The sequence below is a fragment of the Pseudomonas sp. Tul2A7 genome (assembly GCF_054790505.1).
In genome coordinates this window covers 3,091,654-3,114,000 of record NZ_CP186499.1, presented here as the reverse complement: position 1 = coordinate 3,114,000, position 22,347 = coordinate 3,091,654, and the positions used below count along the sequence as shown (strand labels likewise).

Annotated in this window: 21 protein-coding genes; 12 read left to right on the top strand and 9 right to left on the bottom strand. The window is 59.5% G+C overall.

Features of this window, described 5'->3' with window-relative positions; translation table 11 throughout:
- The first annotated feature begins 131 nt into the window (after nucleotides 1–131).
- A complete protein-coding gene (locus ACOYXJ_RS14080) occupies nucleotides 132–548 on the top strand; it encodes a DUF4124 domain-containing protein (protein WP_460370006.1) in 417 nt (138 codons plus the stop codon).
- A gap of 105 nt (nucleotides 549–653) precedes the next feature.
- On the opposite strand, the gene ACOYXJ_RS14075 is transcribed toward ACOYXJ_RS14080, so the two are convergent.
- From ACOYXJ_RS14075 to mrcB, 3 genes are read right to left on the bottom strand one after another with little or no spacing between them, the layout of a single operon-like run.
- The gene (locus tag ACOYXJ_RS14075) at nucleotides 654–989 is read right to left on the bottom strand and encodes a YqcC family protein (RefSeq protein ID WP_137216727.1); all 336 of its coding nucleotides are present in this window, start codon (nucleotides 987–989) and stop codon (nucleotides 654–656) included.
- Nucleotides 989–1,738, bottom strand: coding sequence for a tetratricopeptide repeat protein (locus tag ACOYXJ_RS14070; RefSeq protein ID WP_460370003.1), 750 nt, complete (start codon nucleotides 1,736–1,738; stop codon nucleotides 989–991). The genes ACOYXJ_RS14075 and ACOYXJ_RS14070 overlap by 1 nt, the downstream gene beginning before the upstream one ends.
- A gap of 16 nt (nucleotides 1,739–1,754) precedes the next feature.
- Nucleotides 1,755–4,079: a penicillin-binding protein 1B gene (gene mrcB, locus ACOYXJ_RS14065; RefSeq protein WP_150794056.1), complete on the bottom strand. Its 2,325-nt coding sequence runs from the start codon at nucleotides 4,077–4,079 to the stop codon at nucleotides 1,755–1,757.
- Nucleotides 4,080–4,197: 118 nt separating this feature from the next.
- On the opposite strand from mrcB, the gene ACOYXJ_RS14060 reads away from it, so the two are divergent.
- From ACOYXJ_RS14060 to ACOYXJ_RS14045, 4 genes are all read left to right on the top strand, one after another.
- Nucleotides 4,198–5,754 carry a bifunctional aminoglycoside phosphotransferase/ATP-binding protein gene (locus ACOYXJ_RS14060; RefSeq protein WP_460370001.1) on the top strand — a complete coding sequence of 519 codons (1,557 nt, stop codon included), beginning with the start codon at nucleotides 4,198–4,200 and terminating at the stop codon, nucleotides 5,752–5,754.
- Nucleotides 5,755–5,844: 90 nt separating this feature from the next.
- The gene (locus tag ACOYXJ_RS14055) at nucleotides 5,845–6,189 is read left to right on the top strand and encodes a pentapeptide repeat-containing protein (protein WP_007909940.1); all 345 of its coding nucleotides are present in this window, start codon (nucleotides 5,845–5,847) and stop codon (nucleotides 6,187–6,189) included.
- A gap of 265 nt (nucleotides 6,190–6,454) precedes the next feature.
- Nucleotides 6,455–6,727, top strand: coding sequence for a TfoX/Sxy family protein (locus ACOYXJ_RS14050; RefSeq protein ID WP_003228231.1), 273 nt, complete (start codon nucleotides 6,455–6,457; stop codon nucleotides 6,725–6,727).
- A gap of 16 nt (nucleotides 6,728–6,743) precedes the next feature.
- Nucleotides 6,744–7,538, top strand: coding sequence for a Crp/Fnr family transcriptional regulator (locus ACOYXJ_RS14045; RefSeq protein ID WP_150794054.1), 795 nt, complete (start codon nucleotides 6,744–6,746; stop codon nucleotides 7,536–7,538).
- A gap of 232 nt (nucleotides 7,539–7,770) precedes the next feature.
- Here the strand turns inward: ACOYXJ_RS14045 and ACOYXJ_RS14040 are convergent, their stop codons facing one another.
- From ACOYXJ_RS14040 to ACOYXJ_RS14025, 4 genes are read right to left on the bottom strand one after another with little or no spacing between them, the layout of a single operon-like run.
- Nucleotides 7,771–8,622 (bottom strand): ChaN family lipoprotein, encoded by an 852-nt coding sequence (locus ACOYXJ_RS14040; protein WP_460369998.1) that lies wholly within the window; start codon nucleotides 8,620–8,622, stop codon nucleotides 7,771–7,773.
- Nucleotides 8,623–8,643: 21 nt separating this feature from the next.
- Nucleotides 8,644–9,411, bottom strand: coding sequence for a heme ABC transporter ATP-binding protein (locus tag ACOYXJ_RS14035; RefSeq protein WP_460380902.1), 768 nt, complete (start codon nucleotides 9,409–9,411; stop codon nucleotides 8,644–8,646).
- Nucleotides 9,411–10,394, bottom strand: coding sequence for a FecCD family ABC transporter permease (locus ACOYXJ_RS14030; protein ID WP_191622656.1), 984 nt, complete (start codon nucleotides 10,392–10,394; stop codon nucleotides 9,411–9,413). The genes ACOYXJ_RS14035 and ACOYXJ_RS14030 overlap by 1 nt, the downstream gene beginning before the upstream one ends.
- A 50-nt stretch (nucleotides 10,395–10,444) precedes the next feature.
- Entirely contained in the window at nucleotides 10,445–11,317 is an 873-nt protein-coding gene (locus tag ACOYXJ_RS14025; protein WP_460369996.1) for a heme/hemin ABC transporter substrate-binding protein, read from the bottom strand.
- 165 nt (nucleotides 11,318–11,482) lie between these two features.
- On the opposite strand from ACOYXJ_RS14025, the gene ACOYXJ_RS14020 reads away from it, so the two are divergent.
- Nucleotides 11,483–11,800 (top strand): Rieske (2Fe-2S) protein, encoded by a 318-nt coding sequence (locus ACOYXJ_RS14020; protein WP_150794049.1) that lies wholly within the window; start codon nucleotides 11,483–11,485, stop codon nucleotides 11,798–11,800.
- On the opposite strand, the gene sfsA is transcribed toward ACOYXJ_RS14020, so the two are convergent.
- Nucleotides 11,797–12,510 (bottom strand): DNA/RNA nuclease SfsA, encoded by a 714-nt coding sequence (gene sfsA, locus ACOYXJ_RS14015; protein WP_150794048.1) that lies wholly within the window; start codon nucleotides 12,508–12,510, stop codon nucleotides 11,797–11,799. The two genes, ACOYXJ_RS14020 and sfsA, sit on opposite strands and share 4 nt — an antisense overlap.
- Nucleotides 12,510–13,682, bottom strand: a complete 1,173-nt coding sequence (locus ACOYXJ_RS14010; protein WP_150794047.1) for a pyridoxal phosphate-dependent aminotransferase — start codon at nucleotides 13,680–13,682, stop codon at nucleotides 12,510–12,512. Before ACOYXJ_RS14010 ends, sfsA begins: the two co-directional genes overlap by 1 nt.
- Before the next feature lie 334 nt (nucleotides 13,683–14,016).
- Here ACOYXJ_RS14010 and dksA point away from each other — a divergent pair, with 334 nt between their 5' ends.
- The 6 genes from dksA (at nucleotide 14,017) to ACOYXJ_RS13980 (ending at nucleotide 22,344) form a co-directional block, all read left to right on the top strand.
- Complete coding sequence (gene dksA / locus ACOYXJ_RS14005; RefSeq protein ID WP_064118688.1) at nucleotides 14,017–14,460, top strand: RNA polymerase-binding protein DksA; 444 nt, start codon at nucleotides 14,017–14,019, stop codon at nucleotides 14,458–14,460.
- Between the two features lie 199 nt (nucleotides 14,461–14,659).
- A complete protein-coding gene (gene gluQRS / locus ACOYXJ_RS14000) occupies nucleotides 14,660–15,556 on the top strand; it encodes a tRNA glutamyl-Q(34) synthetase GluQRS (RefSeq protein ID WP_460369993.1) in 897 nt (298 codons plus the stop codon).
- Between the two features lie 77 nt (nucleotides 15,557–15,633).
- Nucleotides 15,634–15,810, top strand: a complete 177-nt coding sequence (locus ACOYXJ_RS13995; protein ID WP_003176118.1) for a hypothetical protein — start codon at nucleotides 15,634–15,636, stop codon at nucleotides 15,808–15,810.
- A complete protein-coding gene (locus ACOYXJ_RS13990; protein ID WP_176470109.1) occupies nucleotides 15,794–18,748 on the top strand; it encodes a sensor histidine kinase in 2,955 nt (984 codons plus the stop codon). The genes ACOYXJ_RS13995 and ACOYXJ_RS13990 overlap by 17 nt, the downstream gene beginning before the upstream one ends.
- Before the next feature lie 22 nt (nucleotides 18,749–18,770).
- Nucleotides 18,771–20,207 (top strand): sigma-54-dependent transcriptional regulator, encoded by a 1,437-nt coding sequence (locus tag ACOYXJ_RS13985; RefSeq protein WP_460369991.1) that lies wholly within the window; start codon nucleotides 18,771–18,773, stop codon nucleotides 20,205–20,207.
- A 733-nt stretch (nucleotides 20,208–20,940) separates the two neighbouring features.
- Nucleotides 20,941–22,344 carry a polynucleotide adenylyltransferase PcnB gene (locus tag ACOYXJ_RS13980; RefSeq protein WP_016983493.1) on the top strand — a complete coding sequence of 468 codons (1,404 nt, stop codon included), beginning with the start codon at nucleotides 20,941–20,943 and terminating at the stop codon, nucleotides 22,342–22,344.
- The last annotated feature ends 3 nt before the right edge of the window (nucleotides 22,345–22,347 follow it).

The following is a 22,347-nucleotide window of genomic DNA, read 5'->3' as shown; positions in this document are numbered from 1 at the left end:
CTTCTGTTTCGCCCTCTCCAAGTCAAGTCGTCTGTGTGGTTAATTGTGGGTAAGCACATGAGAACGCAAGAAAAAACCTGAAAACCGCTACTCTGTTAGTGTCAATTGCGCATTTTTGCCAAGGAATCAGCATGCGAACGCTCCTCCTCACTCTGCTGATCGGCCTCAGCCCATGGTGCATGGCCGCTCAAATCTACAAATGGGTCGATGCCCAAGGTGTCACGCACTTCGATGCGCAGCCGCCACCGGGCCAGCCGTCGACAACCTTGCAGACGCCGTCCTCGCCCCCGGCGAAACCTGCGGTAATGCCGGGCAGTGGCGCGCTCGGTGATCAGAAGGCTATCGACGACAAGGTGAAGAAGCAGGTTGCGGATCAACAGGCGCAGCTCAAACAGTTTTGCGAACAGGCACGGACGAACCTGGCGCAGTTGCAGAACAATCCGCGATTGAGGGAAGAGGTCGAGGGACAGTTGCGAAGGCTGGATGATGCGCAGCGGCAGGAGCGCATCGTCGAGGCTCAGAAACAGATAGCCGAGAATTGCCAATAGGCATCTGCAGGACTGTAGGAGCTGTCGAGTGAAACGAGGCTGCGCTCTTTTGACTTTAAAGATCAAAAGATCGCAGCCTTCGGCAGCTCCTACACAGAATCGGTACTAGCGCGAGGCAGTGATCAGCAGATCAAACTCTTTGAGCAGCACCTGAAGCTGACGATCCTTGCCGCCCACGTTGCGCTGGGCAAAGACCATTTCAGCCATTTCCTGAATACCCGAGGCATTCGGCAACGGCAGATCCTGTTCGAGGATCATTTTCATGCGTGGCAGGAAGATCCATTGCAGCCATTGCTCGAAGTCGAGCGTATCGACTGAAAACGGCTCGACACTGCTCAGGGCTTCGGCCGACGGCTGCACCTCATCCCACCAGCCTTGGGTGCGCAGTTCACGCTCGATCAGCAACAACTGATCGGCGATCTTCGGGAAACGAGCATCCATCACAGCGAAACCTTGGCCTTCTGCCGGGCCTGAGCGGCGCCGGCGGAATCGCCTTGTTTCTCACGGGACTGGGCAATAATTTCCCACAAGCTGGCCTGCAGATCCGGACGACCGTTGGCCATGGTCAGTGCACGACGGGCGAACTGCTCGGCTTGCGGCGCATCGCCTTGAGCCATGCGCACCTGCGCCAGGCGATAAAGCACTTGCGGCTCACGCGGCGCCACACGCTGGGCGCGCTCCAGACTCGACGATGCGCCGTTGAGGTCGCCACCGGCCTGCTGCTGTTGAGCCGTCGTCAGCAAGGCAAGCACCGGACCGTCCAGTTGCTCATCCGCCGACAAGCCACCGCTGCTGCTGGCCGAAGGAATTCCGCTCGGTGTCGAAGGCATGTTGTAAGTGCCCGAATTAATCGGCGCCGATTCAACTGCTGAAGGGTTGTACGGCCCCGGCGTGATGCCACCGGACGCCGGACCCGGCACGATTGGCGAGGAGCTGATCGGCGCAGAAGTCGTCGCGCCGCCACCCGGTACCATCACCACCACGCCAGTATCACCTTGCGGGATCGCCTGAGTCTGGCCCTGCGCAGGACGCTTGACCGTCGTTTGACGGAAACCGCCATTGGCCGAAATACGCTCGCTGTTGGACACCGCAGTACCGGAATCAACCACCGGGATCGAACCACGCTGTACGGTAGAGCAGCCGCTGAGCAAAGCCACGGCGGTCACTGCTGGAATCAACCACTTGTTCACTTGAAATCCTCTTTGCTTAATTCATCCAGCCCTTGACCCAATCCATCACCGACTCGCCGGAAGCAGGCGTTTCGCTTGCACAGGCAGCGCCGGGTGGCGGTTCGCTGCCGCGAATATACGGCATCTGCACCGCCCCTGGGCAGTTGGCATCGGAGCCTTGCCCGGTACGCGAATCGACCCACGCCTGCACGACGTTATCCGGCTGCGGCATGTCCAGCGGCAGCGGATCGGCCTTGCGCATGAAACTGGTCCAGACCTGCAACGCACCGGTGGCACCGGTGAACGGCGTCTTGCCGTTGTCATCGCGACCCAGCCAGACCACCGCCAGCAAATCCTGACTGAAACCGGCGAACCAGCTGTCACGGGAATCGTTACTGGTACCGGTCTTGCCCGCCAGCGTCAGAGTCTTGGGCAGCACGTTATAAACCGAGCTGCCGGTACCTTCACGCATCACGCGCTGCATGGCGTTCTGGATCAGATAGATGGACGCCGGATCGAAACGCTGTTCGATCTGGAAAGGATAACGCTTGAGCGGTTCGCCCTCAGCGGTCAGCACGCTGCGAATGCCACGCATCGGCGTGTTGAAACCACCGTTGGCCAGCGTCTGGTACATGGTCGCTACTTCAATCGGCGTCATCCCACCGGCACCGAGCAGCATCGACGGGAATGCAGGGAATTCACGCGTCACCCCCAGACGACCCAAGGTCTTGAGCACATTCGGCACACCGACTTCCAGACCCAGTCGCGAGGTCGACAGGTTGTAGGAATGCGCCAGACCTTGATAGAGGAACACGGTACCGTGGGAGCGGCGATCATAATTCTGCGGTTTCCACACCTGACCGTTCGCGCCTTTGACCGACAACGGATCGTCGGACAGCCAACTGGTCAGTGTGTACTGGCTCGGCTTTTCCAGCGCAGTCAAATAAACCGCAGGCTTGATCAACGAACCGATCGGCCGCACCGCATCCAGCGCACGGTTGAAACCGGCATAACTGGCCTGACGGCTGCCGATCATGGCCTGGACTTCGCCGGTTTCCGGATTGGTCACGACCATCGCCGCTTCCACATCATCGGAGCCTTTGCGCCCGGACAGACGTTTAAAGGTGTCGTTGACCGAGGCCTCGGCCTTCATCTGCAGAATCGGATCGAAACTGGTGAAGATGCGCAAGCCTTCTTCGGTCAAGTCTTCGTCGCGGTAGTCTTCACGCAACTGGCGTTTGACCAGATCGATAAAGCCCGGGAACGAGCTGTCGGCCAGTTTGCCGCGCGTGGTCACACCCAATGGCATTTTCTTCGCTGCTTCGACCTGTTCGGCCGTCGCCACGCCTTGCTGCTCAAGCACGTCGAGCACCAGATTACGCCGCTCCAGCGCACGCTCCGGGTTGCGACGCGGGTTGTAGTAGGACGGGCCTTTGACCATACCGACCAGCATCGCCACCTGGTGCAGTTTCAGCTCGGACAACGGCTGACCGAAGAAGAACTGACTGGCCAGACCAAAACCGTGGACCGCACGCTGACCGTCCTGTCCGACAAAGACTTCGTTGAGGTAGGCCTCAAGGATTTCCTTCTTGTCGTAATGCAGTTCCAGCAACATCGCCATCATCGCTTCGGTGAGCTTGCGGGTCAGGCTGCGTTCATTGGTCAGGTAGAAGTTTTTCACCAACTGCTGGGTCAGCGTACTGCCGCCCTGCGTCATCTTGCCGCCCGAGGTGTTGACCCAGACAGCGCGGGCAATCGACTTCGGCGACACGCCCCAGTGGCTATAAAAGTCGCGGTCTTCAACAGCGATCAGGGTTTCGAGCAGATACGGCGGCACCTGATCGAGCTTGATCAGAATGCGGTCTTCGAGATTTTTCGGATAAATGCCGCCAATCATCAGCGGTTCAAGACGCACCACAGACAATTTCGAACCGTTGGTCGCCGACAGCTCGGCCACATAATCGCCGGAGAAACGCACGCGCACCGGCTGCGGTTTCTCCAGGCCTTCATAGAACTGGAAGCCGCGGGTATTCAGATCGACCGTATTGCCGCTGACGGCTGCGGCGCCGGGGCCATTGCTCACGGCTTCGCGGCGATAGCCAAGGGCGTCGAGTTCGGTGAGGAAATCGTCCTTGCTGAGCTTTTGTCCGACGAACAGCTCGAGCGGCCGCGCGTAAACCTTGGCCGGGATGGTCCAGCGCTTGCCGGAGAACTTCTCCTGCACCACGGCATCGAGGTAAACGGCGAAGCCGGCCAGCACCACAAGGCCGACCAGACTGAGTTTAATGGCCCAGCTCAACCATGGGCTAAGGCCCTTGGAGGGTGGTTTTTTCTTGGTACGGGGAGATCGAGTTCGAGTCATGGCGGCGGATTATACGCACTTTATTCATACTCAACAGGAGCGCTCCGAGGTTTGCGTCAGGCTGGCGAGCGGCCATAATGGCGACCTCGAATTTCCCCCAGTCTCTGAAGGATCGCCCGTGAGCCAGTCACTGATCGCTGCCCTGCAAAACCCGGCCCTCTACCCGCACCCCGTTGAAGGGTTCCAGGTCATCGAAACCCATATCTCGTGGGTGATCCTCACCGGTCCCTTCGCTTATAAAGTGAAAAAACCGGTCAACTTCGGCTTTCTCGACTTCACCGGTCTCGACTCGCGCGCACATTTCTGCGCTGAAGAGCTGCGTCTGAACCAGCGTCTGACCGACGATTTGTACCTGGAAGTGTTGCCAGTGACCGGTAGCGTCGAAGCACCGCAACTGGGCGGCGACGGCCCGGCCATTGAATATGTGCTGAAAATGCGCCAGTTTCCGCAGACCGGTTTGCTCAGCACCCTGCAAGCCAACGGCGAGCTGACCACCCAGCACATCGACGAGATGGCGCAGCAGATCGCTCACTTTCACCTCACCGCGCCAAAAGTCCCTGCCGAACACGATGCCGGCACCCCGGACAGTGTGATGGCGCCGGTCTCGCAAAACTTCGAGCAGATCCTGCCGTTCCTCAGCGACAAAAACGATCTGCTGCAACTCGAGGCACTGAAAGCCTGGGCCGAAAGCAGCTTCGAGCGTCTCAAGCCACTGTTCGCGCAACGCAAGACCGAGGGTTTCACCCGTGAATGCCACGGTGATATCCACTTGGGCAACGCCACGGTCATCGACGGCAAAGTGGTGATCTTCGACTGCATCGAGTTCAACGAACCGTTCCGCTTCACCGACGTCTGGGCCGATACCGGTTTCCTCGCGATGGACCTGGAAGACCGTGGCCTGAAATCCCTGGCCCGCCGCTTCATCAGCCAATACCTGGAACTGACCGGCGACTATCAGGGCCTGGAAGTGCTGAACTTCTATAAAGCCTACCGCGCACTGGTGCGCGCCAAGGTTGCGCTGTTCAGCATGCCGGCGGACGCGACGCCGGTGCAGCGCGCCACCACCCTGCGCCAGTACCGCAACTACGCCAACCTGGCCGAAAGCTACAGCACCATTCCATCGCGCTTCATGGCGATCACCCATGGTGTTTCCGCTGTCGGCAAGAGCCACGTGGCCATGCGCCTGGTCGAAGCGCTGGGCGCGATTCGTCTGCGTTCGGACGTAGAACGCAAGCGTCTGTTCGGTGAGCAGACTGTTGCCAATGATGTGCAGGCCGGCATTTACAGCGCCGACGCCAGCGCCGCCACTTATGCGCGTCTGCATGAGATCGCGGAAGTAATCCTGCATGCCGGGTTCCCGGTGGTGATCGATGCCACTTATCTCAAGCGTGAACAGCGCGACAACGCGGCGAAGATCGCCGAAGCCACCGGCACGCCGTTCCTGATCCTCGACTGCAACGCGCCGCAAGCGGTGATCGAGAGCTGGTTGGCGATCCGTCAGGCCGACCAGAAGGATCCGTCCGACGCCACCCTGGCCGTGATCGAAGCGCAGCAGGCCAATCGCGAAGCGCTGACGCCGGAAGAAATCCTGCGCAGCAAACGCGTACAGACCAATGAGTCCGGCACCCTGGACACCGTGGTCGCGCAGATCCGTCAGCGCTTGCCGGGCCTGTAAGAAACTATTTCGGCCGTGAAGCCCTCGCTTGCTTCACGGCCGCCAAATAGTGGCACTATACTGGCGTCATAAAACCAACGGTGATATGACATGAGCCAGCCGAAACTTCTCGACACCCCGCTATATGCCTTGCTGCACAAAGACGACATCACAGGCTTCAACAAGGAGCGTCCACAGGACGGCCCGATCGATATGGTCGGTGGCGATTTTCGTGGCCTCGATCTGCGTGAACTGAATGCCGATGGCGTGGATTTCCGGGACGCGTATTTCCGTTCTGCCGATTTGCGCGGCATCGATTTCCGTAACGCATCGCTGGAAGGTGCAAGCCTGGCTCACGCGCAAATTTCCGGGGCGTACTTCCCACCGGAGCTGAGTGCCGACGAGATTCTGATGTCGATGAATTTCGGTACGCGGTTGCGTTATCGCACTCGCTGATATAACCATCTCGCGCCTGCCCCTGTAGGAGTGAGCCTGCTCGCGATAGCGGTTTAACATTCAACACATGTGTGCCTGGCAGTCCGCTATCGCGAGCAGGCTCACTCCTACATTGATATGTGTGTTTCCCCTCCTTTCTGCGTTCGCAGCCCCTTTCTTAGAAGCGTTTGCGTTGAATCCGACCAAACAACCACGCTTTTCCTACTGATGGCTACACTCCTGAGAAGCTCGCCCACGCACCATTCGGCCGTCGCAAGGAGGCTTGATGAATGATGAACTGCAACACCTGAAAAATCTTGGCAAGACGTCGGCGCAGTGGCTGCATGCCGTGGGCATCCACAGCGCCTCGGACTTGCGTCGCCTGGGCGCGGTGGACGCCTACCGGGCCGTGCGTACCCGCGGGTTTCGCGCATCGAAGGTGTTGTTGTATGCGATCGAAGGCGCGCTGATGGATGTGCACTGGAACGACATCCCCGCCGAACGCAAGGACGCCCTGAACAAACAGCTTGAAGCCATCTCCTCGCGCCACAAGAATTGAACGGGCATAGACCGTTATGTATTTACTGGGGGAACAATCGGCTCACGTCGATGCCTTGATCAACCGTTTGCAGAGCTTGCCCGCGCTGTGGCTGCGCGATCTGTTGCCTTGCGGGCCGGTTCTGCAACTTGAAGCGACGGACGATCTGATGACGCAGTTACCCGCCGATCAGTTGTTTCTGCTCAATGACGGTGTGATCAATGGCTGCATCGGAACCCGGCCACTGTTTTATTGGCAGGAGGGCGATGTGATCGGCCTTCAGCAGGGAGACGACTGGGCGGATTGCCGCTTATGCAGTGAGGGCACGTTACGTTTGACGCCCTATCGACGTCCGGAAGTCTTCCAGCATTTATTTGCTGACTCTCGTCGGGCAGAACAGTTTCTCGAGTATCTGCTGGGGCAAATGGCGATCCTTGCCCATGCTGTCGCGGAACTGAAGCCGCGAGAGTTTCGCAGTACCAACGGTTTTAAACGGGTTGAGGCGGGGGAAACACTGATCAACCAGGGTGACGCTGCTGACCATGTGTTTGTGATCATCGATGGGCATGCCGAGGCGTTTGTGGACGGACTTAAGGTGGGAGACGTGGCCAAGGACGAGATTTTCGGGGCCATGGCCGTGTTTACCGGCGAGCTGCGCAATGCCACGGTCATTGCCCGGGAGCCAAGTACGGTGATGCTGATTCCCGGTGAGCAATTCTTGAGCATGACCCGCACCAATCCAAAGATTGCACACAGCCTGATCGAGAGCATGGCGCGACGAATCGGCCAACTGAACAAGCAAGTCACCCAATTGAGCGCAAACAAAAGCTAAGGCCAAGCCCTTTGTTTTCGGGCCATTGCGGCCATTTCCAAGTCTAATTCAAAGAAATGAGAAAACAGTTGTTGACGCCGTAATGAGAATCGCTATGATTATCACAACTGGTCGCGAGATCAGTCGATATTCTGAAAAGCCCTTGGTTCGGACTCTCAGATTATCTCCTCATCAGGCTAATCACGGTTATTTGACCCGGTTTTTACCGGGTCTTTTTTTGCCTGTGGAAAAGTCATTTGCCCAACTGTTTGCGCATCTGCTCGCAGTAATCCTGTTTTGGCGTGACGGACGTGTACCAAACGTAATCGGCCATTGTTGCGGTCACTTCGGCGCCCTGCTCTGCCAGCATCAGCACTGTCGGTGACTCAGTGGCGCCCAAATCCACAACATGCAGCGGCACGCCAACATCCTTGCGCGCATGCCACGCACCGGCCAGCAACAGAGCAGGTTTCGGTGCAGCTAACAAGCGTTCGGCCATCCGCCGATCACGCTGTTGCTGAACGGCGAGCATCGCCGGCATCTGTGATTCAGGCAGCAGGCCACAATGGGAGTCGCTGATCTGTTCTAGCAAAACAGCTTTCACGGATGCTGTATTGCTGCGCTCCCCGTTAAGCACGGGCGGATCGCGATAGAAGGTGCGGATTTCAGCGCTATCCAGATTCGCCGCCAGCAGTGGATACGGCTGAGTCAGCGCGAAGCGGACAATGGGTCCATAAAGATTCCACTCCCAGCCGTCCTCCCAGGCCAATGCGGCAGGGAAGTCCGCGGGCGGCGTTGCGGCCTGGCGCACTTGATCAACGCGAGGCTGCTGATCCGGCGTGAGCATTTCCAGTAGCAGACTGCCCTGCGGCCGCTGTTCACCGAGCGAGCGCAACAGCCACAACTGCGCGGCGTGATGATCGGCGTTGTCATGCTGTTCACCGATAATCAGCCGTTCAGACTCGACAAGACGCGTCAGCAACTGCTGTGCCGTCAGCACCTGACCGCTGCGCATGTCGCGAATCTCGCCACTGATCGGCGGTGGCGCCGCAACATGCTGACACCCCGCAAGTAACACCACCGCCAACAGCCACGACCCACGCATGACACCACCTCAATGATCCAGTCAGCGGGCGATGATCAACGGATGCCCGCGCTCCGGGTGCGGCTGCACCAGCACTTCGAGACCGAACACAGCCTGGAGCGTGTCCGGACGCAAAACCTGCTGCGGTGTATCCAACACCACCGGCCGCCCGCCTTCCAGCAGCAGAATGCGATCACAATAACGCGCCGCCAGATTCAGATCATGCAGGATCACCAACACCGCCGCGCCACGATCGGCAAACTCGCGCACAGCCTGCAGCGTGGTGTGTTGATGCAGCGGATCAAGCATCGACGTCGGTTCATCCAGCAGCAACGTTTGCCCGGCCTGTCCCGGCCAGAGTTGCGCCAACACCCGCGCCAGGTGCACGCGCTGACGCTCGCCACCGGACAGCGCCAGATAACTGCGCCCGCTCAAGTGTCCGGCATCCGCCGCCGCCAAAGCCGCCGCGATGATTTCGTCGTCACGCACCCGACCGCTTTGATAAGGCAAGCGGCCCATGCCGACCACTTCTTCAACGCGAAAGGCGAAATCCAGGGTCGACACTTGTGGCAACACCGCCAATCGTTGCGCACGCTGCGGGCCAGTCCATTGACTCAATGCCTGCCCGTCGAGCGAAACCTCGCCCGCACTCGCCGCCAACTCACCGCACAAGGCGCCCAGCAAGGTACTTTTGCCAGCGCCGTTCGGCCCAAGCACAGCGAGCACTTCACCCGGTTCAAGTTGCAGCGTTACATCGCTGAGCACTGCCTTGCGCCCACGCTGGATGTGCAAATTTTGCGCACGCAACATCAGGCGCGTCCTCGCAGCAGCAGATAAAGGAAGAACGGCGCACCGATAAACGCGGTAACAATACCGATCGGCAACTCCGCCGGCGCCAGTGCCAACCGCGCGACCAGATCAGCCAGTAATAACAGACTCGCCCCGGCCAGCACCGATGCCGGCAGCAGCACTTTGTGATCCGGCCCCGCCAGCAACCGCACCAGATGCGGCACCACCAGCCCGACAAAACCGATCATGCCCGCGGCTGCCACCGCTGCGCCAACACCCAGCGCCGTGCAGAACACCAGTTCACGCTTGAGCCGCTCGACATCAATGCCCAAATGCCCAGCCTCGGATTCCCCGAGCAGCAAGGCATTCAGCGCTTTGGCGCGACGTGGCAACCACAACGCCACGCCGGCGCTGATGATCAGCAATGGCCACAGCCGCGAGTAACTGGCGCCGTTGAGACTGCCGAGGTTCCAGAACGTCAGCGTGCGCAGGGTCGCGTCATCCGCCAGATAAGTGAACAGGCCGACCGCCGAACCGGCCAGTGCGGTCAGGGCAATACCAGCAAGCAACATGGTCGCCACATTGGTCTGACCGTTACGGCGACCGAGGCGATAAACCAGCGCCGTCACCCCGAGGCCGCCGAGAAACGCGCAGAGTGACAGCAGATACGGCCCGAACCACTCCGGCAAGCCACCAAAAAACGAGCCACCGACAATCGCAATCGCCGCACCCAGCGCTGCACCGCTGGAAACCCCCACCAGTCCTGGATCCGCCAGCGGATTACGGAACAAACCCTGCATCGCCACACCGGACAGCGCCAGCACACCGCCAACCGCCAACCCGAGCAAGGTTCGCGGCAGACGAATCTGCCCGAGGATCAGCTCAGCCTGCTCCAGACCGTCCGGCGCCAGCGGCACGCCGAGCATGCGCAACGCTGCGCGCAACGTATCGAACAGCGGCAGGCTCACCGGCCCCAGCGCCAGTGACAGCCAGATCGCCAACAGACATAGAAGCGTCAGGCCAATGAACAAACCACGGGGTTTTACCAATGTGGTCATTGGCCGCTCTTGGCCGGGTAGAAACCGTCGGAGAGGGTTTTCAGCGCTGCCGGCAAGCGTGGCCCAAGACCACCAACCAACAGGGTCGGGTCCAGTTCCAGCACTCGGCCGGCCTTGGCCGCGCGACTTGAATTGAGAATCGGGTTTTCCTTGAACAGCGCCGCTTTCGCCGCGTCTCCGGTCAATGCACGGTCGGCGAATACCAACACTTCAGGATCGAGGCTGGCGAGGGATTCCACGGAAAACGGTTTGTAACCGGTATGCGTCGCCAGGTTATGCCCGCCCGCCTGTTGCAGCAGCCAGTCGGCAGCGGTGTCCTTGCCGGCGATCAATGGTTTGCCACCGGCATGCCCGAGCAACAACAGAACGCCCGGCGCTTTTTGTTTGGACTGCGCATCTGCAACCCGCACGTTCTGCGCATCGAGTTGCTGTTGATAACTTTGCAGTAGCTGCTTTGCCCGGGCTTCTGTGCCGAGCAACTGGCCCAGATGGGTGACGTTTTTCTCCAGTGTCGGCAGATCCGGCTGAGCCGAGAACAACTCCACCTGAACCTTGGCGGCCTTGACCTGTGACAGCACCGGCGGCGGGCCCATTTCTTCGGTACCGATAAGAATGTCCGGGCGCAGACTGAGAATGCCCTCAGCGGAAAGGCTGCGCTGATAACCAATGCTCGGCAGCGCCTTCAACGACTCCGGATGCTGGCTGGTGGTATCAACGCCGACCAGCTTCGACTCGCCGCCCAACGCACTGACCCATTCCGACAGCGCACCGCCGGCGCTGACCCAACGTTGCGGCAAATCGGCCGCTGCAGACTGATAGCTGACGAACAGTCCGGCACACAGCACAACAACGCGAGTACTCAGGCGCATACACAGCTTCCTTGAAAGACGTTTTTCCCGGGCATCCGGATGACAGGCCAAGTATCCTCGCCCCTGCCAGCCGCCCTGCGGACGAAGGCCGCCATTTGATAATTGTTTGCATTTAAACGTCAAGCTCGGACATATCCGGACACGAGCGGACATTAGAGGATAGCCATGAAGTTTCTCTGCACGGGCACTGAACTCGCCGAAGCGGCCAGCCGTGGCTTTGAAGTCAACGGGAACAAGCTGTTCGCCGTGCGCCGCAATGGGCAAGCGTACGTTTATCTCAATCGCTGCCCGCACCGGGGCGTTGGTCTTGAATGGCATCCCGACCAATTTCTCGACCCAAGCAACAGCCTGATCCAGTGCGCCACCCACGGCGCACTGTTTCTGATCGAGGACGGTGAATGCGTCGCCGGGCCTTGCGCCGGGCAATCACTCAGCGCCATTGCGTGCCGGGAAGACGCGCAAGGCTTGTGGATCGATGTTTAACCGTTGAGCAGCACGTCGAGACGCCGGTCGATGACCATCTCTTCATGGTTCAAGCGAACGCCGTAAGCCAGCACTTCAACACCACACGCCACCGCTTCACGCAGCGCCTCGGCGTAGGCCGAGTCGATCTCCTCGGCCGGTCTCACCGCTTCAATTCCGCTCAGATTGACGCAATACAACTGCACCGCCCGGATCCCGTCCCGCGCCAGATGTGCCAACTCCCGCAGATGCTTGGCACCACGCTGAGTCACGGCATCGGGAAACGCTGCCACCGCTGTGCCGTCGAAGCCCAGGGTGACGCTTTTCACTTCCACATACGCCGGGCCGCTTGGGTATTCGAGGCGAAAATCGATGCGGCTTTTTTCCTGCCCGTAGGCCACTTCGCGCTTCAACGCGGTAAAGCCGTTCAACTCAGTGATAACGCCAGCCTGCAACGCCTCCTCAACCAAACCGTTGGCCCGGGCGGTATTCACGCAAAACAAGCGGCCCTGCGGGGTTTCACCGATTTCCCAAGTGCCCGGTAATTTGCGTTTCGGGTCATTGGAGCGGCTGAACCAGACCTGTCCGCCCTCGACCTGGCAATTGAGCATCGAACCGGTGTTCGGGCAGTGAATGGTCAGCAACTCGCCGCCAACGGTTTCGATATCGGCGAGAAAACGCTTGTAACGACGGATCAGTCGCGCCTCTTCCAGAGGGGGATAAAAGCGCATCAGCCTTGCCAACTCTTCAAGCCACGGGCGATTCGCTCCACCGCTTCCTGTAAGCGAGGGAGGTTTTGCGTGTAGGCAAAACGCACATGGTGACTGGCCTGATAACGACCGAAGTCCAGACCCGGCGTGAAGGCAACGTGCTCGGTTTCGAGGAAATGTCGGCAGAACGCGAAGGCATCGCCGCCGAACTGGCTGATATCAGCGTACAAATAGAACGCGCCCTCAGGCTCCACGGCGATGTTGAAACCCAATTCGCGTAACGCCGGCAAAAGGAAATCACGACGACGGCCAAATTCGGCACGGCGCTCTTCAAGAATCAAGAGGGTGTCCGGCTCGAAGCAGGCCAACGCCGCGTACTGCGCCATGCTTGGCGCGCTGATGTAGAGGTTCTGCGCCAGCTTCTCCAACTCGCTGACCGCCGCATCCGGTGCCACCAGCCAACCCAGGCGCCACCCGGTCATGCCGAAATACTTGGAGAAACTGTTCAACACAAAAGCGTTGTCATCGACTTCCAGAACGCTGGCGGCATCGGTGCCGTAGGTCAGACCGTGATAGATCTCATCCACCACCAGATGCCCATGTTTCGCCTTGATGGCTGTGGATAACCCGGCCAGCTCATCGCGAGTCAGGATCGTGCCGGTCGGGTTGGCTGGCGAAGCGACCAGTGCGCCGACGCTGTCGTGATCCCAATGCCGCTCGACCAGATCAGGAGTCAGTTGATAACGCACGTCCGGACCCACCGGCACCAGCTGCGCCGCGCCTTCCACCAAACGCAGGAAGTGCCGGTTGCACGGGTAACCCGGATCCGCCAACAACCAGTGTTTACCCGGATCGACCAGCAACGCACTGGCCAGCAACAGCGCACCGGAACCGCCCGGCGTGATCAAAATCCGTCGCGGATCAATGTTCAAGCCATAACGCGATTGATAAAACCCGGAAATTGCCTCGCGCAGTTCCGCAATCCCACGGGCAGCGGTGTAACGGGTCTTGCCCGCCGTCAGCGCCGCCTGCCCGGCACGAATGATCGGTTCAGCGGTAGTGAAGTCTGGCTCGCCGATCTCCAGATGGATCACGTCGTGGCCTTCAGCCTGCAATTCATTGGCCCGCGCCAGCAGCGCCATCACATGGAACGGTTCGATCGCACGACTGCGCGCACTGTAGGGCTGAGCCATTGGTTTTCCTTCGGCAGGGAAAAAGAGACGATTCTACCTATCTGCCGGAACGAGCGAGAACCCGCAGCGGTCACAGCCTCAAGAACGCTGGACTGTAACGATATGAGCGTACGCTCCAGGATTGACTAAAATCAGTGATTGAACAGGTCTTCAACACCACCAGACACGGCTTGCCAAACATTTGCAAGCGCCACCCGCCGGGGCCTCGACATCCGGGAGTAGCGCAGGCCGATTTGATCTGGTAAGTTCGCCCGCTTGCAGCCGCAGGGCCGGCAGGTGTCGGTGATGGAGCAATCCTGCGCAATGGATTACAAGAGTAGAGGCGGTCCATTTCATGCCCACCCAAGCAAAGCAACAGCAGCAAACGACGATCAGCGGTTTCGAACCTTACGTTCCGAAAGCCGGTGAAGAGTACATGGGCGCTCCGATGCGCGCGCACTTCACCAAGATCCTGAACAAGTGGAAACAGGACTTGATGCAGGAAGTCGACCGTACTGTTGATCATATGAAGGACGAAGCGGCCAACTTCCCTGACCCGGCCGATCGTGCCAGTCAGGAAGAAGAATTCGCCCTCGAGCTGCGCGCCCGCGACCGCGAGCGCAAGTTGATCAAGAAGATCGACAAGACGCTGGAGCTGATTCAGGACGAAGAATACGGCTGGTGCGAGTCCTGCGGCATCGAGATCGGCGTCAAGCGCCTCGAAGCCCGTCCTACTGCGGATCTGTGCATCGACTGCAAGACCCTGGCGGAAATCAAGGAAAAGCAGGTCGGCAAGTAATTCCGACCTGAACGAAAAACGGAGCGTGTGAACGCTCCGTTTTTGTTTCTGACGTTTGCCTTTTGCCTTTTGTAGGAGTGAGCCTGCTCGCGATAGCGGTGGGTCAGTCAATATCGGTGTTGAATGTCACACCGTTATCGCGAGCAGGCTCACTCCTACAAGTTGACCTGCATATAGCCTGAAAAGTAGTTTCGTTTCCATGACTGCCAACACACCCCCCGCCTACATCGGTCGCTTCGCCCCAACCCCGAGTGGCCACCTGCACTTCGGTTCGCTGGTCGCTGCCCTCGCCTCCTACCTCGACGCCCGTTCGGTCGGCGGTCGCTGGCTGGTGCGCATGGAAGATCTCGACCCGCCCCGCGAAGAGCCTGGCGCACAAGCGGCGATCCTCAAGGCGCTGGAAAGTTACGGCTTCGAATGGGACGGCGACATGGTGCGGCAGAGCGATCGGCACGCTGCTTACGCCGAAGTGCTCGACAGCCTGTTCAATCACGGTCTGGCCTATGCCTGCACTTGCTCGCGCAAACAACTGGAGCCGTATAACGGGATTTATCCTGGCCTGTGCCGCAATGCCGGCCACGATCAACAGGACGCGGCGATCCGCCTGCGCGTACCCGAACTGGAATATCACTTCATCGACCGCGTACAGGGCGAATACCGCCAGCATCTGGGTCGCGACGTCGGTGACTTCGTGATCCGTCGCCGCGACGGTCTCTACGCCTACCAATTGGCCGTGGTGCTCGACGATGCCTGGCAAGGCATCACCGACATCGTCCGCGGTGCCGACCTGCTCGACTCGACGCCACGTCAGTTGTACCTGCAAGAACTGCTCGGCCTGCGCCAACCGCGTTACCTGCACCTGCCGCTGATTACCCAACCGGATGGCAACAAGCTCGGCAAGTCCTACCGTTCGCCGCCTCTTGAAGCGGATCAAGCCACGCCATTGTTACTGCGAGCCCTGCGCGCCTTGGGGCAAAACCCCGGCGCCGAACTGGCCCACGCTTCGCCGCAAGAATTACTCAGGTGGGGCAGCGCGCACTGGGATGCCACACAGATCCCGCGCACACTGACTCTGCCCGAGGCGCAACTGCTGTGACGGCACTTGCAGTCGCGCGCCCATCCGTTACCATCGCCGCACGTTTTCGGGCACGCGCATAAAAAAGAGAGGCCGGGATGTACATCTATCGCTTGGTCCTGCTTTTAGTCGTGGGGATCTACCTGTTTTCCCCCGCCATCATGGATTGGTGGATCGACGCTACGGGCGCCTGGTATCGCCCCTATCTGCTCTGGCTGATCCTGATTGTCGTAACCTTCATCCTGCAGAGCCAAAAAGATGCCGATGAGCTTTAGCCTGACCCAGATGATCCTGGTCAGCGCCGCGTACCTGGCGGTGCTGTTCGGCGTTGCCTGGATCAGCGAACGGGGCATGATCCCGCGCGCGATCATTCGCCACCCGCTGACCTACACACTGTCGCTGGGTGTTTACGCCAGTGCCTGGGCGTTTTACGGCACGGTGGGTCTGGCCTATCAGTATGGCTACGGCTTTCTTTCCAGTTATCTCGGCGTGTCTGGCGCGTTTCTGCTGGCGCCGGTGTTGCTGTATCCGATTCTGAAAATCACCCGCACCTACCAACTGTCATCCCTGGCAGACTTGTTTGCGTTCCGCTTTCGCAGCACCTGGGCCGGCGCGCTGACCACGATTTTCATGCTGATCGGTGTGCTGCCGTTGCTGGCGCTGCAGATTCAAGCGGTGGCCGACTCCATCGGCATCCTCACCGGCGAACCGATTCAGAGCCGCGTGGCGCTGGCGTTCTGCGCACTGATCATCCTGTTTACGATCTTCTTTGGTTCCCGCCATATCGCCACCCGCGAAAAACATGAAGGGCTGGTGTTCGCGATTGCCTTTGAGTCGGTGATCAAACTCATTGCCCTTGGCGGCGTCGGCCTGTATGCGCTGTACGGCGTGTTCGACGGCCCGCAACAGCTGGAACTGTGGCTGCTGCAAAACCAGACCGCCCTCGCGGCGTTGCATACGCCCTTGCAGGAAGGCCCGTGGCGCACGCTGCTGCTGGTGTTCTTCGCCTCGGCGATCGTGATGCCGCACATGTATCACATGACCTTTACTGAAAACCTCAACCCCCGTTCATTGGTGAGTGCGAGCTGGGGCCTGCCGTTGTTTCTGCTGTTGATGAGCCTGGCGGTACCGTTGATCCTGTGGGCAGGCCTGAAGCTCGGCGCCACCACCGACCCGGAATATTTCACCCTGGGCATCGGCATTGCAGCCAACAGCAAACCGCTGGCATTGCTTGCCTACGTCGGAGGACTGTCGGCGGCCAGCGGTCTGATCATCGTCACCACGCTCGCCCTTTCGGGCATGGCGTTGAACCACTTGGTGCTGCCGCTTTATCAACCACCGGCTGAAGGCAACATCTATCGCTGGTTGAAATGGACCCGCCGGGCGCTGATCGTCGCGATCATCATGGCCGGGTTTTGCTTCTATCTGATGCTCGGTGCCGGACAGGATCTGGCCAACCTCGGCATTGTTGCCTTTGTCGCGACGCTGCAATTCCTGCCGGGTGTGCTCTCGGTGCTGTACTGGCCGACCGCTAACCGGCGCGGCTTTATTGCCGGTTTGCTGGCGGGAATCCTGGTCTGGGTGGTGACCATGCTGCTGCCGTTGGTCGGCAATCTGCAGGGTTTCTACATCCCGTTGCTGAACATGATTTATGTGCTCGACGACACCAGTTGGCACATGGCGGCCATCGCCTCGCTGGCGGCCAACGTCTTGATGTTCACCCTGATCTCGCTGTTCACCAATGCCAGCCCCGAAGAAGCCAGTGCCGCTGAAGCCTGTGCTGTGGATAACGTGCGTCGTCCGCAACGCCGCGAATTGCACGCCGCCTCGCCGCAGGAATTCGCCACGCAACTGGCGAAACCGTTGGGTGCCAAGGCTGCGCAGAAGGAAGTCGAGCAAGCGCTGCGTGACCTCTATCTGCCATTCGACGAACGCCGCCCGTATGCCCTGCGCCGTTTGCGCGATCGCATCGAAGCCAACCTCTCCGGTCTGATGGGGCCGAGCGTGGCGCAGGACATGGTCGAAACCTTCCTGCCCTACAAGGCCGGCGGCGAAAACTACGTCACCGAAGACATCCACTTCATCGAAAGCCGCCTCGAGGATTACCACTCGCGCCTCACAGGTCTGGCTGCCGAACTCGATGCCCTGCGCCGTTACCACCGCCAGACCTTGCAGGAACTGCCGATGGGCGTCTGCTCGCTGGCCAAGGATCAAGAGATCCTGATGTGGAACAAGGCCATGGAAGAACTCACCGGGATCGCCGCGCAGCGTGTGGTCGGTTCGCGCCTGAGTACCATCGGCGAGCCGTGGAAAGGTCTGCTGCAAGGTTTCATCGATCTGCCGGACGAGCATTTGCACAAACAGCATCTGGCCCTCGACGGCCAGACGCGCTGGCTGAACCTGCACAAAGCGGCGATCGATGAGCCGTTGGCACCGGGTAACAGTGGCTTGGTTCTGCTGGTCGAAGATCTGACCGAAACGCAGATGCTCGAAGACAAACTGGTGCACTCCGAACGTCTGGCGAGCATTGGTCGCCTTGCCGCCGGTGTAGCCCACGAAATCGGCAACCCGATCACCGGCATCGCTTGTCTTGCGCAGAACCTGCGCGAAGAACGCGAAGACGACGGCGAACTGACGGAAATCAGCGGGCAGATTCTCGAACAGACCAAACGCGTCTCGCGCATCGTCCAGTCGCTGATGAGCTTCGCCCACGCCGGCAGCCATCAGCACAGTGACGAGCCCGTCTGTCTGGCTGAAGTCGCGCAGGATGCAATTGGCCTGCTGGCCCTGAACCGACGCAATTTCGAAGTGCAGTTCTACAACCTGTGCGATCCCGATCACTGGGTCGAAGGCGACCCGCAGCGGCTTGCCCAAGTCTTGATCAATCTGCTCTCCAACGCCCGCGACGCCTCGCCGCCGCACAGTGCGGTACGGGTCAAGAGCGAAGCCGGCGAACACACGGTCGATCTGATCGTCGAAGACGAAGGCAGCGGTATTCCGAAGAACATCATGGATAGATTGTTCGAACCCTTCTTCACCACCAAGGATCCTGGCGAAGGCACCGGTCTGGGCCTTGCACTGGTCTATTCCATCGTTGAAGAGCATTATGGACAAATCACCATCGACAGCCCGGCTGATGTACAAAGCCAACGCGGCACCCGTATCCGGGTGACCTTACCGCGTCATGTCGAAGCGACGTCCGCTGTGAACTGAGACCGTCGAGAGTATCGAATCAATGCCGCACATTTTGATCGTCGAAGACGAAACAATTATCCGCTCCGCCTTGCGCCGCCTGCTGGAACGCAACCAGTACCAGGTCAGCGAAGCCGGTTCAGTGCAGGAAGCACAAGAACGCTTCACCATTCCTACGTTCGATCTGATCGTCAGCGATCTGCGTTTGCCGGGCGCTCCGGGCACCGAGCTGATCAAGCTCGGCCAGGGCACGCCGGTGCTGATCATGACCAGTTACGCCAGCCTGCGCTCGGCGGTCGACTCGATGAAGATGGGCGCGGTGGACTACATCGCCAAGCCTTTCGACCACGATGAAATGCTTCAGGCTGTCGCGCGGATCCTGCGTGATCGCCAATCGGCACCGGCGGCCGGCGAAGCGGTTGCCAGCAAACCGACCAATGGCAGCGGCAAATCTGCCGTCGACAACAGCAATGGCGAGATTGGCATCATCGGTTCCTGCCCACCGATGCAGGATCTGTACAGCAAGATCCGCAAAGTCGCGCCAACCGATTCCAATGTGTTGATCCAGGGCGAGTCTGGCACCGGTAAAGAACTGGTGGCCCGCGCCCTGCACAACCTGTCGAAACGCGCCAAGGCGCCGATGATCTCGGTGAACTGCGCAGCCATTCCGGAAAGCCTGATCGAGTCCGAACTGTTCGGCCACGAGAAAGGCGCGTTCACTGGCGCCAGCGCCGGGCGTGCCGGTCTGGTTGAAGCGGCGGACGGCGGCACGTTGTTCCTCGACGAAATCGGCGAATTGCCGCTGGAAGCTCAGGCGCGCCTGCTGCGTGTGTTGCAGGAAGGTGAAATTCGCCGTGTTGGTTCCGTGCAGTCACAGAAAGTTGATGTGCGCCTGATCGCGGCCACTCACCGGGACCTGAAGAGCCTGGCGAAAATCGGCCAGTTCCGTGAAGACCTTTATTACCGCCTGCACGTGATCGCCCTGAAACTGCCGGCCCTGCGCGAGCGCGGTGCCGACGTCAACGAAATCGCCACGGCTTTCCTCGCTCGCCAGAGCGCACGCATCAACCGTACCGACCTGAAATTTGCCGCGGATGCCGAACAGGCGATCCGGCATTACTCCTGGCCGGGTAACGTGCGAGAGCTGGAGAACGCAGTCGAGCGCGCGGTGATTCTGAGCGAAAGCCCGGAAATCTCTGCCGACCTGCTGGGCATCGACATTGAACTCAGCGATCTGGAAGACGACGAGTTCATCGGTCTGCCGCCACAAACGCCGGGTAACGCCAGCAACAGCAGCCATGAGCCAACCGAAGACCTGTCGCTGGAAGATTACTTCCAGCACTTCGTCCTCGAGCATCAGGACCACATGACTGAGACCGAACTGGCGCGCAAATTGGGCGTCAGCCGTAAATGTCTGTGGGAACGCCGTCAGCGTCTGGGCATCCCACGGCGCAAGACCGGGGTCGCCAGCGAGAGCTGAACGTTACCTGTCGAGTGTGCAGGTAACGCTTGAAGAGGTGAAAAAACTGTTACCTCAGTCGATTCACGTAACAGAAGCCGGGGTTATCGGTAACGAAACCCCGGCTTTTTTTCGCCCCGACAAAACGGCTATATCGACCTAACCCCTTGTTTTATTGGGTTTCGCAAAAGTTGGCACGGCCCCTGCTACATGTTTGGTACAAGAACAATAACAAGCAATGCACAAGACAATAAAAATAAGACGAATCGACTCACGCACAATAAAAACAAGACGGCGAGAGGCGCAGCTAACTGATTCTTTTGGAGAGGCGTTGTATTTGGGGCTTGCCCCACGACCAGGCCGAGAACAACAAAAACTGTCCTAAGACAGAGCCTGTACTGGTTGGATCGAGAGATCACTGCAATTCAGCGACCAAAGCAATCCGTTTGCTCTTGGCTCCCGATTGGGAGGGTCACGAAGGAAACACTTCGTGGCGAGGGCACTCAACAAAAACAAAAAGCCCGAATCAATAATAAAAAGAGCACGCAACTACTTCTTGGGGAGCTTCGGCTCCCCTTGTAGTTTCTCCCCGCTACAAAATCCCCCGTTTTTATCGCGCGCGATGCCTGTAGCCTGCGGCTTGCAGCTCAAATCGGCCGTGTCCTACACCATCCCTCGACTAAATGCTAGAATCTGCGCCCATCATGCGGTCATTCTTTGGTATGGCCGAACATTCCTTCAAACAGTGCATCCCATGCTGAAGAAGTTGTTCCAGTCATTCCGAACTCCCGTGCGTCGTACGCAACACATCCGCAGCACCCCTGAAGTGCTCAACAGCGGCCAACACTCGCTGCAGAAAACGCAGTTCAGCCGCTATGCGGTGAATATCGTCGAACGCCTGCAAGGTGCCGGTTACCAGGCTTATCTGGTCGGCGGTTGCGTGCGTGACATGCTGTTGGGCATCACGCCCAAGGATTTCGACGTCGCCACCAGCGCCACGCCCGAGCAAGTCCGTGCCGAATTCCGCAATGCGCGGATCATCGGTCGCCGCTTCAAACTGGTGCACATTCATTTCGGTCGCGAAATCATTGAAGTCGCGACCTTCCGCGCCAATCACCCGATCAACGAAGACGACGAAGACAGCAACCAGTCTTCGCGTAACGAGAGCGGGCGGATTCTGCGCGATAACGTTTACGGCACCCTGGAAGAAGACGCGCAACGCCGCGACTTCACCATCAACGCCCTGTATTACGATCCGGTCAGCGAGCGCATCCTCGATTACGCCAACGGTGTACACGACATTCGCAATCACCTGATCCGCCTGATCGGCGATCCGAAGCAGCGTTATCAGGAAGACCCGGTGCGCATGCTGCGCGCCGTGCGTTTCGCCGCCAAGCTCAACTTCGGCATCGAGAAGCACACCGTGCAGCCGATCCGCGAACTGGCGCCGATGCTGCGCGAGATCCCGTCGGCACGCCTGTTCGAAGAAGTGCTGAAACTGTTCCTCTCGGGCCACGGCGCGATCACTTTCGAAATGCTGGTCGACCTGCAACTGTTCGCCCCGCTGTTCCCGGCCAGTGCCGACGCGCTGGAACACAACCCGGAATACACCCACACGCTGATCAGCGAAGCGCTGACCAACACCGACCTGCGCATCAAGCAGAACAAACCGGTAACCCCGGCGTTCCTGTTTGCCGCGCTGCTGTGGCCTGCCCTGCCGGCTCGCGTGCTGCGCCTGCAAGAGCGCGGCATGCCGCCGATCCCGGCAATGCAGGAAGGCGCCCACGAACTGATCGCCGAACAGTGCCAGCGCATCGCGATTCCGAAACGTTTCACCATGCCGATCCGCGAGATCTGGGACATGCAGGAGCGTCTGCCACGCCGCAGCGGCAAACGTGCCGACCTGTTGCTGGATAATCCGCGATTCCGTGCCGGTTACGACTTCCTGTTACTGCGTGAAAGCGCTGGCGAGGAAACGGATGGCCTGGGCGAATGGTGGACAGACTATCAGGACGCCAACGACAGTGAACGTCGCGACATGATCCGCGACCTCAGCGGTAAAGGTGATGACGCCAGCGGTGCTCCGCGCAAACGTCGCCGCAGCAGCGGTTCCAAGCGAAAACGCGCCGGCGCACCGAGCGCTTCGACAGGCGAGTAAAGG

Excerpts from the sequence above, each read along its gene's own strand:
- ACOYXJ_RS14055 (WP_007909940.1), top strand. The coding sequence starts at position 5,845 with ATGAGCCAGCCGAAACTTCTCGACACCCCGCTATATGCCTTGCTGCAC.
- mrcB (WP_150794056.1), bottom strand. The coding sequence starts at position 4,079 with ATGACTCGAACTCGATCTCCCCGTACCAAGAAAAAACCACCCTCCAAG.
- ACOYXJ_RS14010 (WP_150794047.1), bottom strand. The coding sequence starts at position 13,682 with ATGGCTCAGCCCTACAGTGCGCGCAGTCGTGCGATCGAACCGTTCCAT.
- ACOYXJ_RS14020 (WP_150794049.1), top strand. The coding sequence starts at position 11,483 with ATGAAGTTTCTCTGCACGGGCACTGAACTCGCCGAAGCGGCCAGCCGT.
- gluQRS (WP_460369993.1), top strand. The coding sequence starts at position 14,660 with ATGACTGCCAACACACCCCCCGCCTACATCGGTCGCTTCGCCCCAACC.
- ACOYXJ_RS13990 (WP_176470109.1), top strand. The coding sequence starts at position 15,794 with ATGCCGATGAGCTTTAGCCTGACCCAGATGATCCTGGTCAGCGCCGCG.
- dksA (WP_064118688.1), top strand. The coding sequence starts at position 14,017 with ATGCCCACCCAAGCAAAGCAACAGCAGCAAACGACGATCAGCGGTTTC.
- ACOYXJ_RS14075 (WP_137216727.1), bottom strand. The coding sequence starts at position 989 with ATGGATGCTCGTTTCCCGAAGATCGCCGATCAGTTGTTGCTGATCGAG.
- ACOYXJ_RS14080 (WP_460370006.1), top strand. The coding sequence starts at position 132 with ATGCGAACGCTCCTCCTCACTCTGCTGATCGGCCTCAGCCCATGGTGC.
- ACOYXJ_RS14035 (WP_460380902.1), bottom strand. The coding sequence starts at position 9,411 with ATGTTGCGTGCGCAAAATTTGCACATCCAGCGTGGGCGCAAGGCAGTG.
- ACOYXJ_RS13995 (WP_003176118.1), top strand. The coding sequence starts at position 15,634 with ATGTACATCTATCGCTTGGTCCTGCTTTTAGTCGTGGGGATCTACCTG.
- ACOYXJ_RS14025 (WP_460369996.1), bottom strand. The coding sequence starts at position 11,317 with ATGCGCCTGAGTACTCGCGTTGTTGTGCTGTGTGCCGGACTGTTCGTC.
- ACOYXJ_RS13985 (WP_460369991.1), top strand. The coding sequence starts at position 18,771 with ATGCCGCACATTTTGATCGTCGAAGACGAAACAATTATCCGCTCCGCC.
- ACOYXJ_RS14040 (WP_460369998.1), bottom strand. The coding sequence starts at position 8,622 with ATGCGTGGGTCGTGGCTGTTGGCGGTGGTGTTACTTGCGGGGTGTCAG.
- ACOYXJ_RS14050 (WP_003228231.1), top strand. The coding sequence starts at position 6,455 with ATGAATGATGAACTGCAACACCTGAAAAATCTTGGCAAGACGTCGGCG.
- ACOYXJ_RS13980 (WP_016983493.1), top strand. The coding sequence starts at position 20,941 with ATGCTGAAGAAGTTGTTCCAGTCATTCCGAACTCCCGTGCGTCGTACG.
- ACOYXJ_RS14045 (WP_150794054.1), top strand. The coding sequence starts at position 6,744 with ATGTATTTACTGGGGGAACAATCGGCTCACGTCGATGCCTTGATCAAC.
- sfsA (WP_150794048.1), bottom strand. The coding sequence starts at position 12,510 with ATGCGCTTTTATCCCCCTCTGGAAGAGGCGCGACTGATCCGTCGTTAC.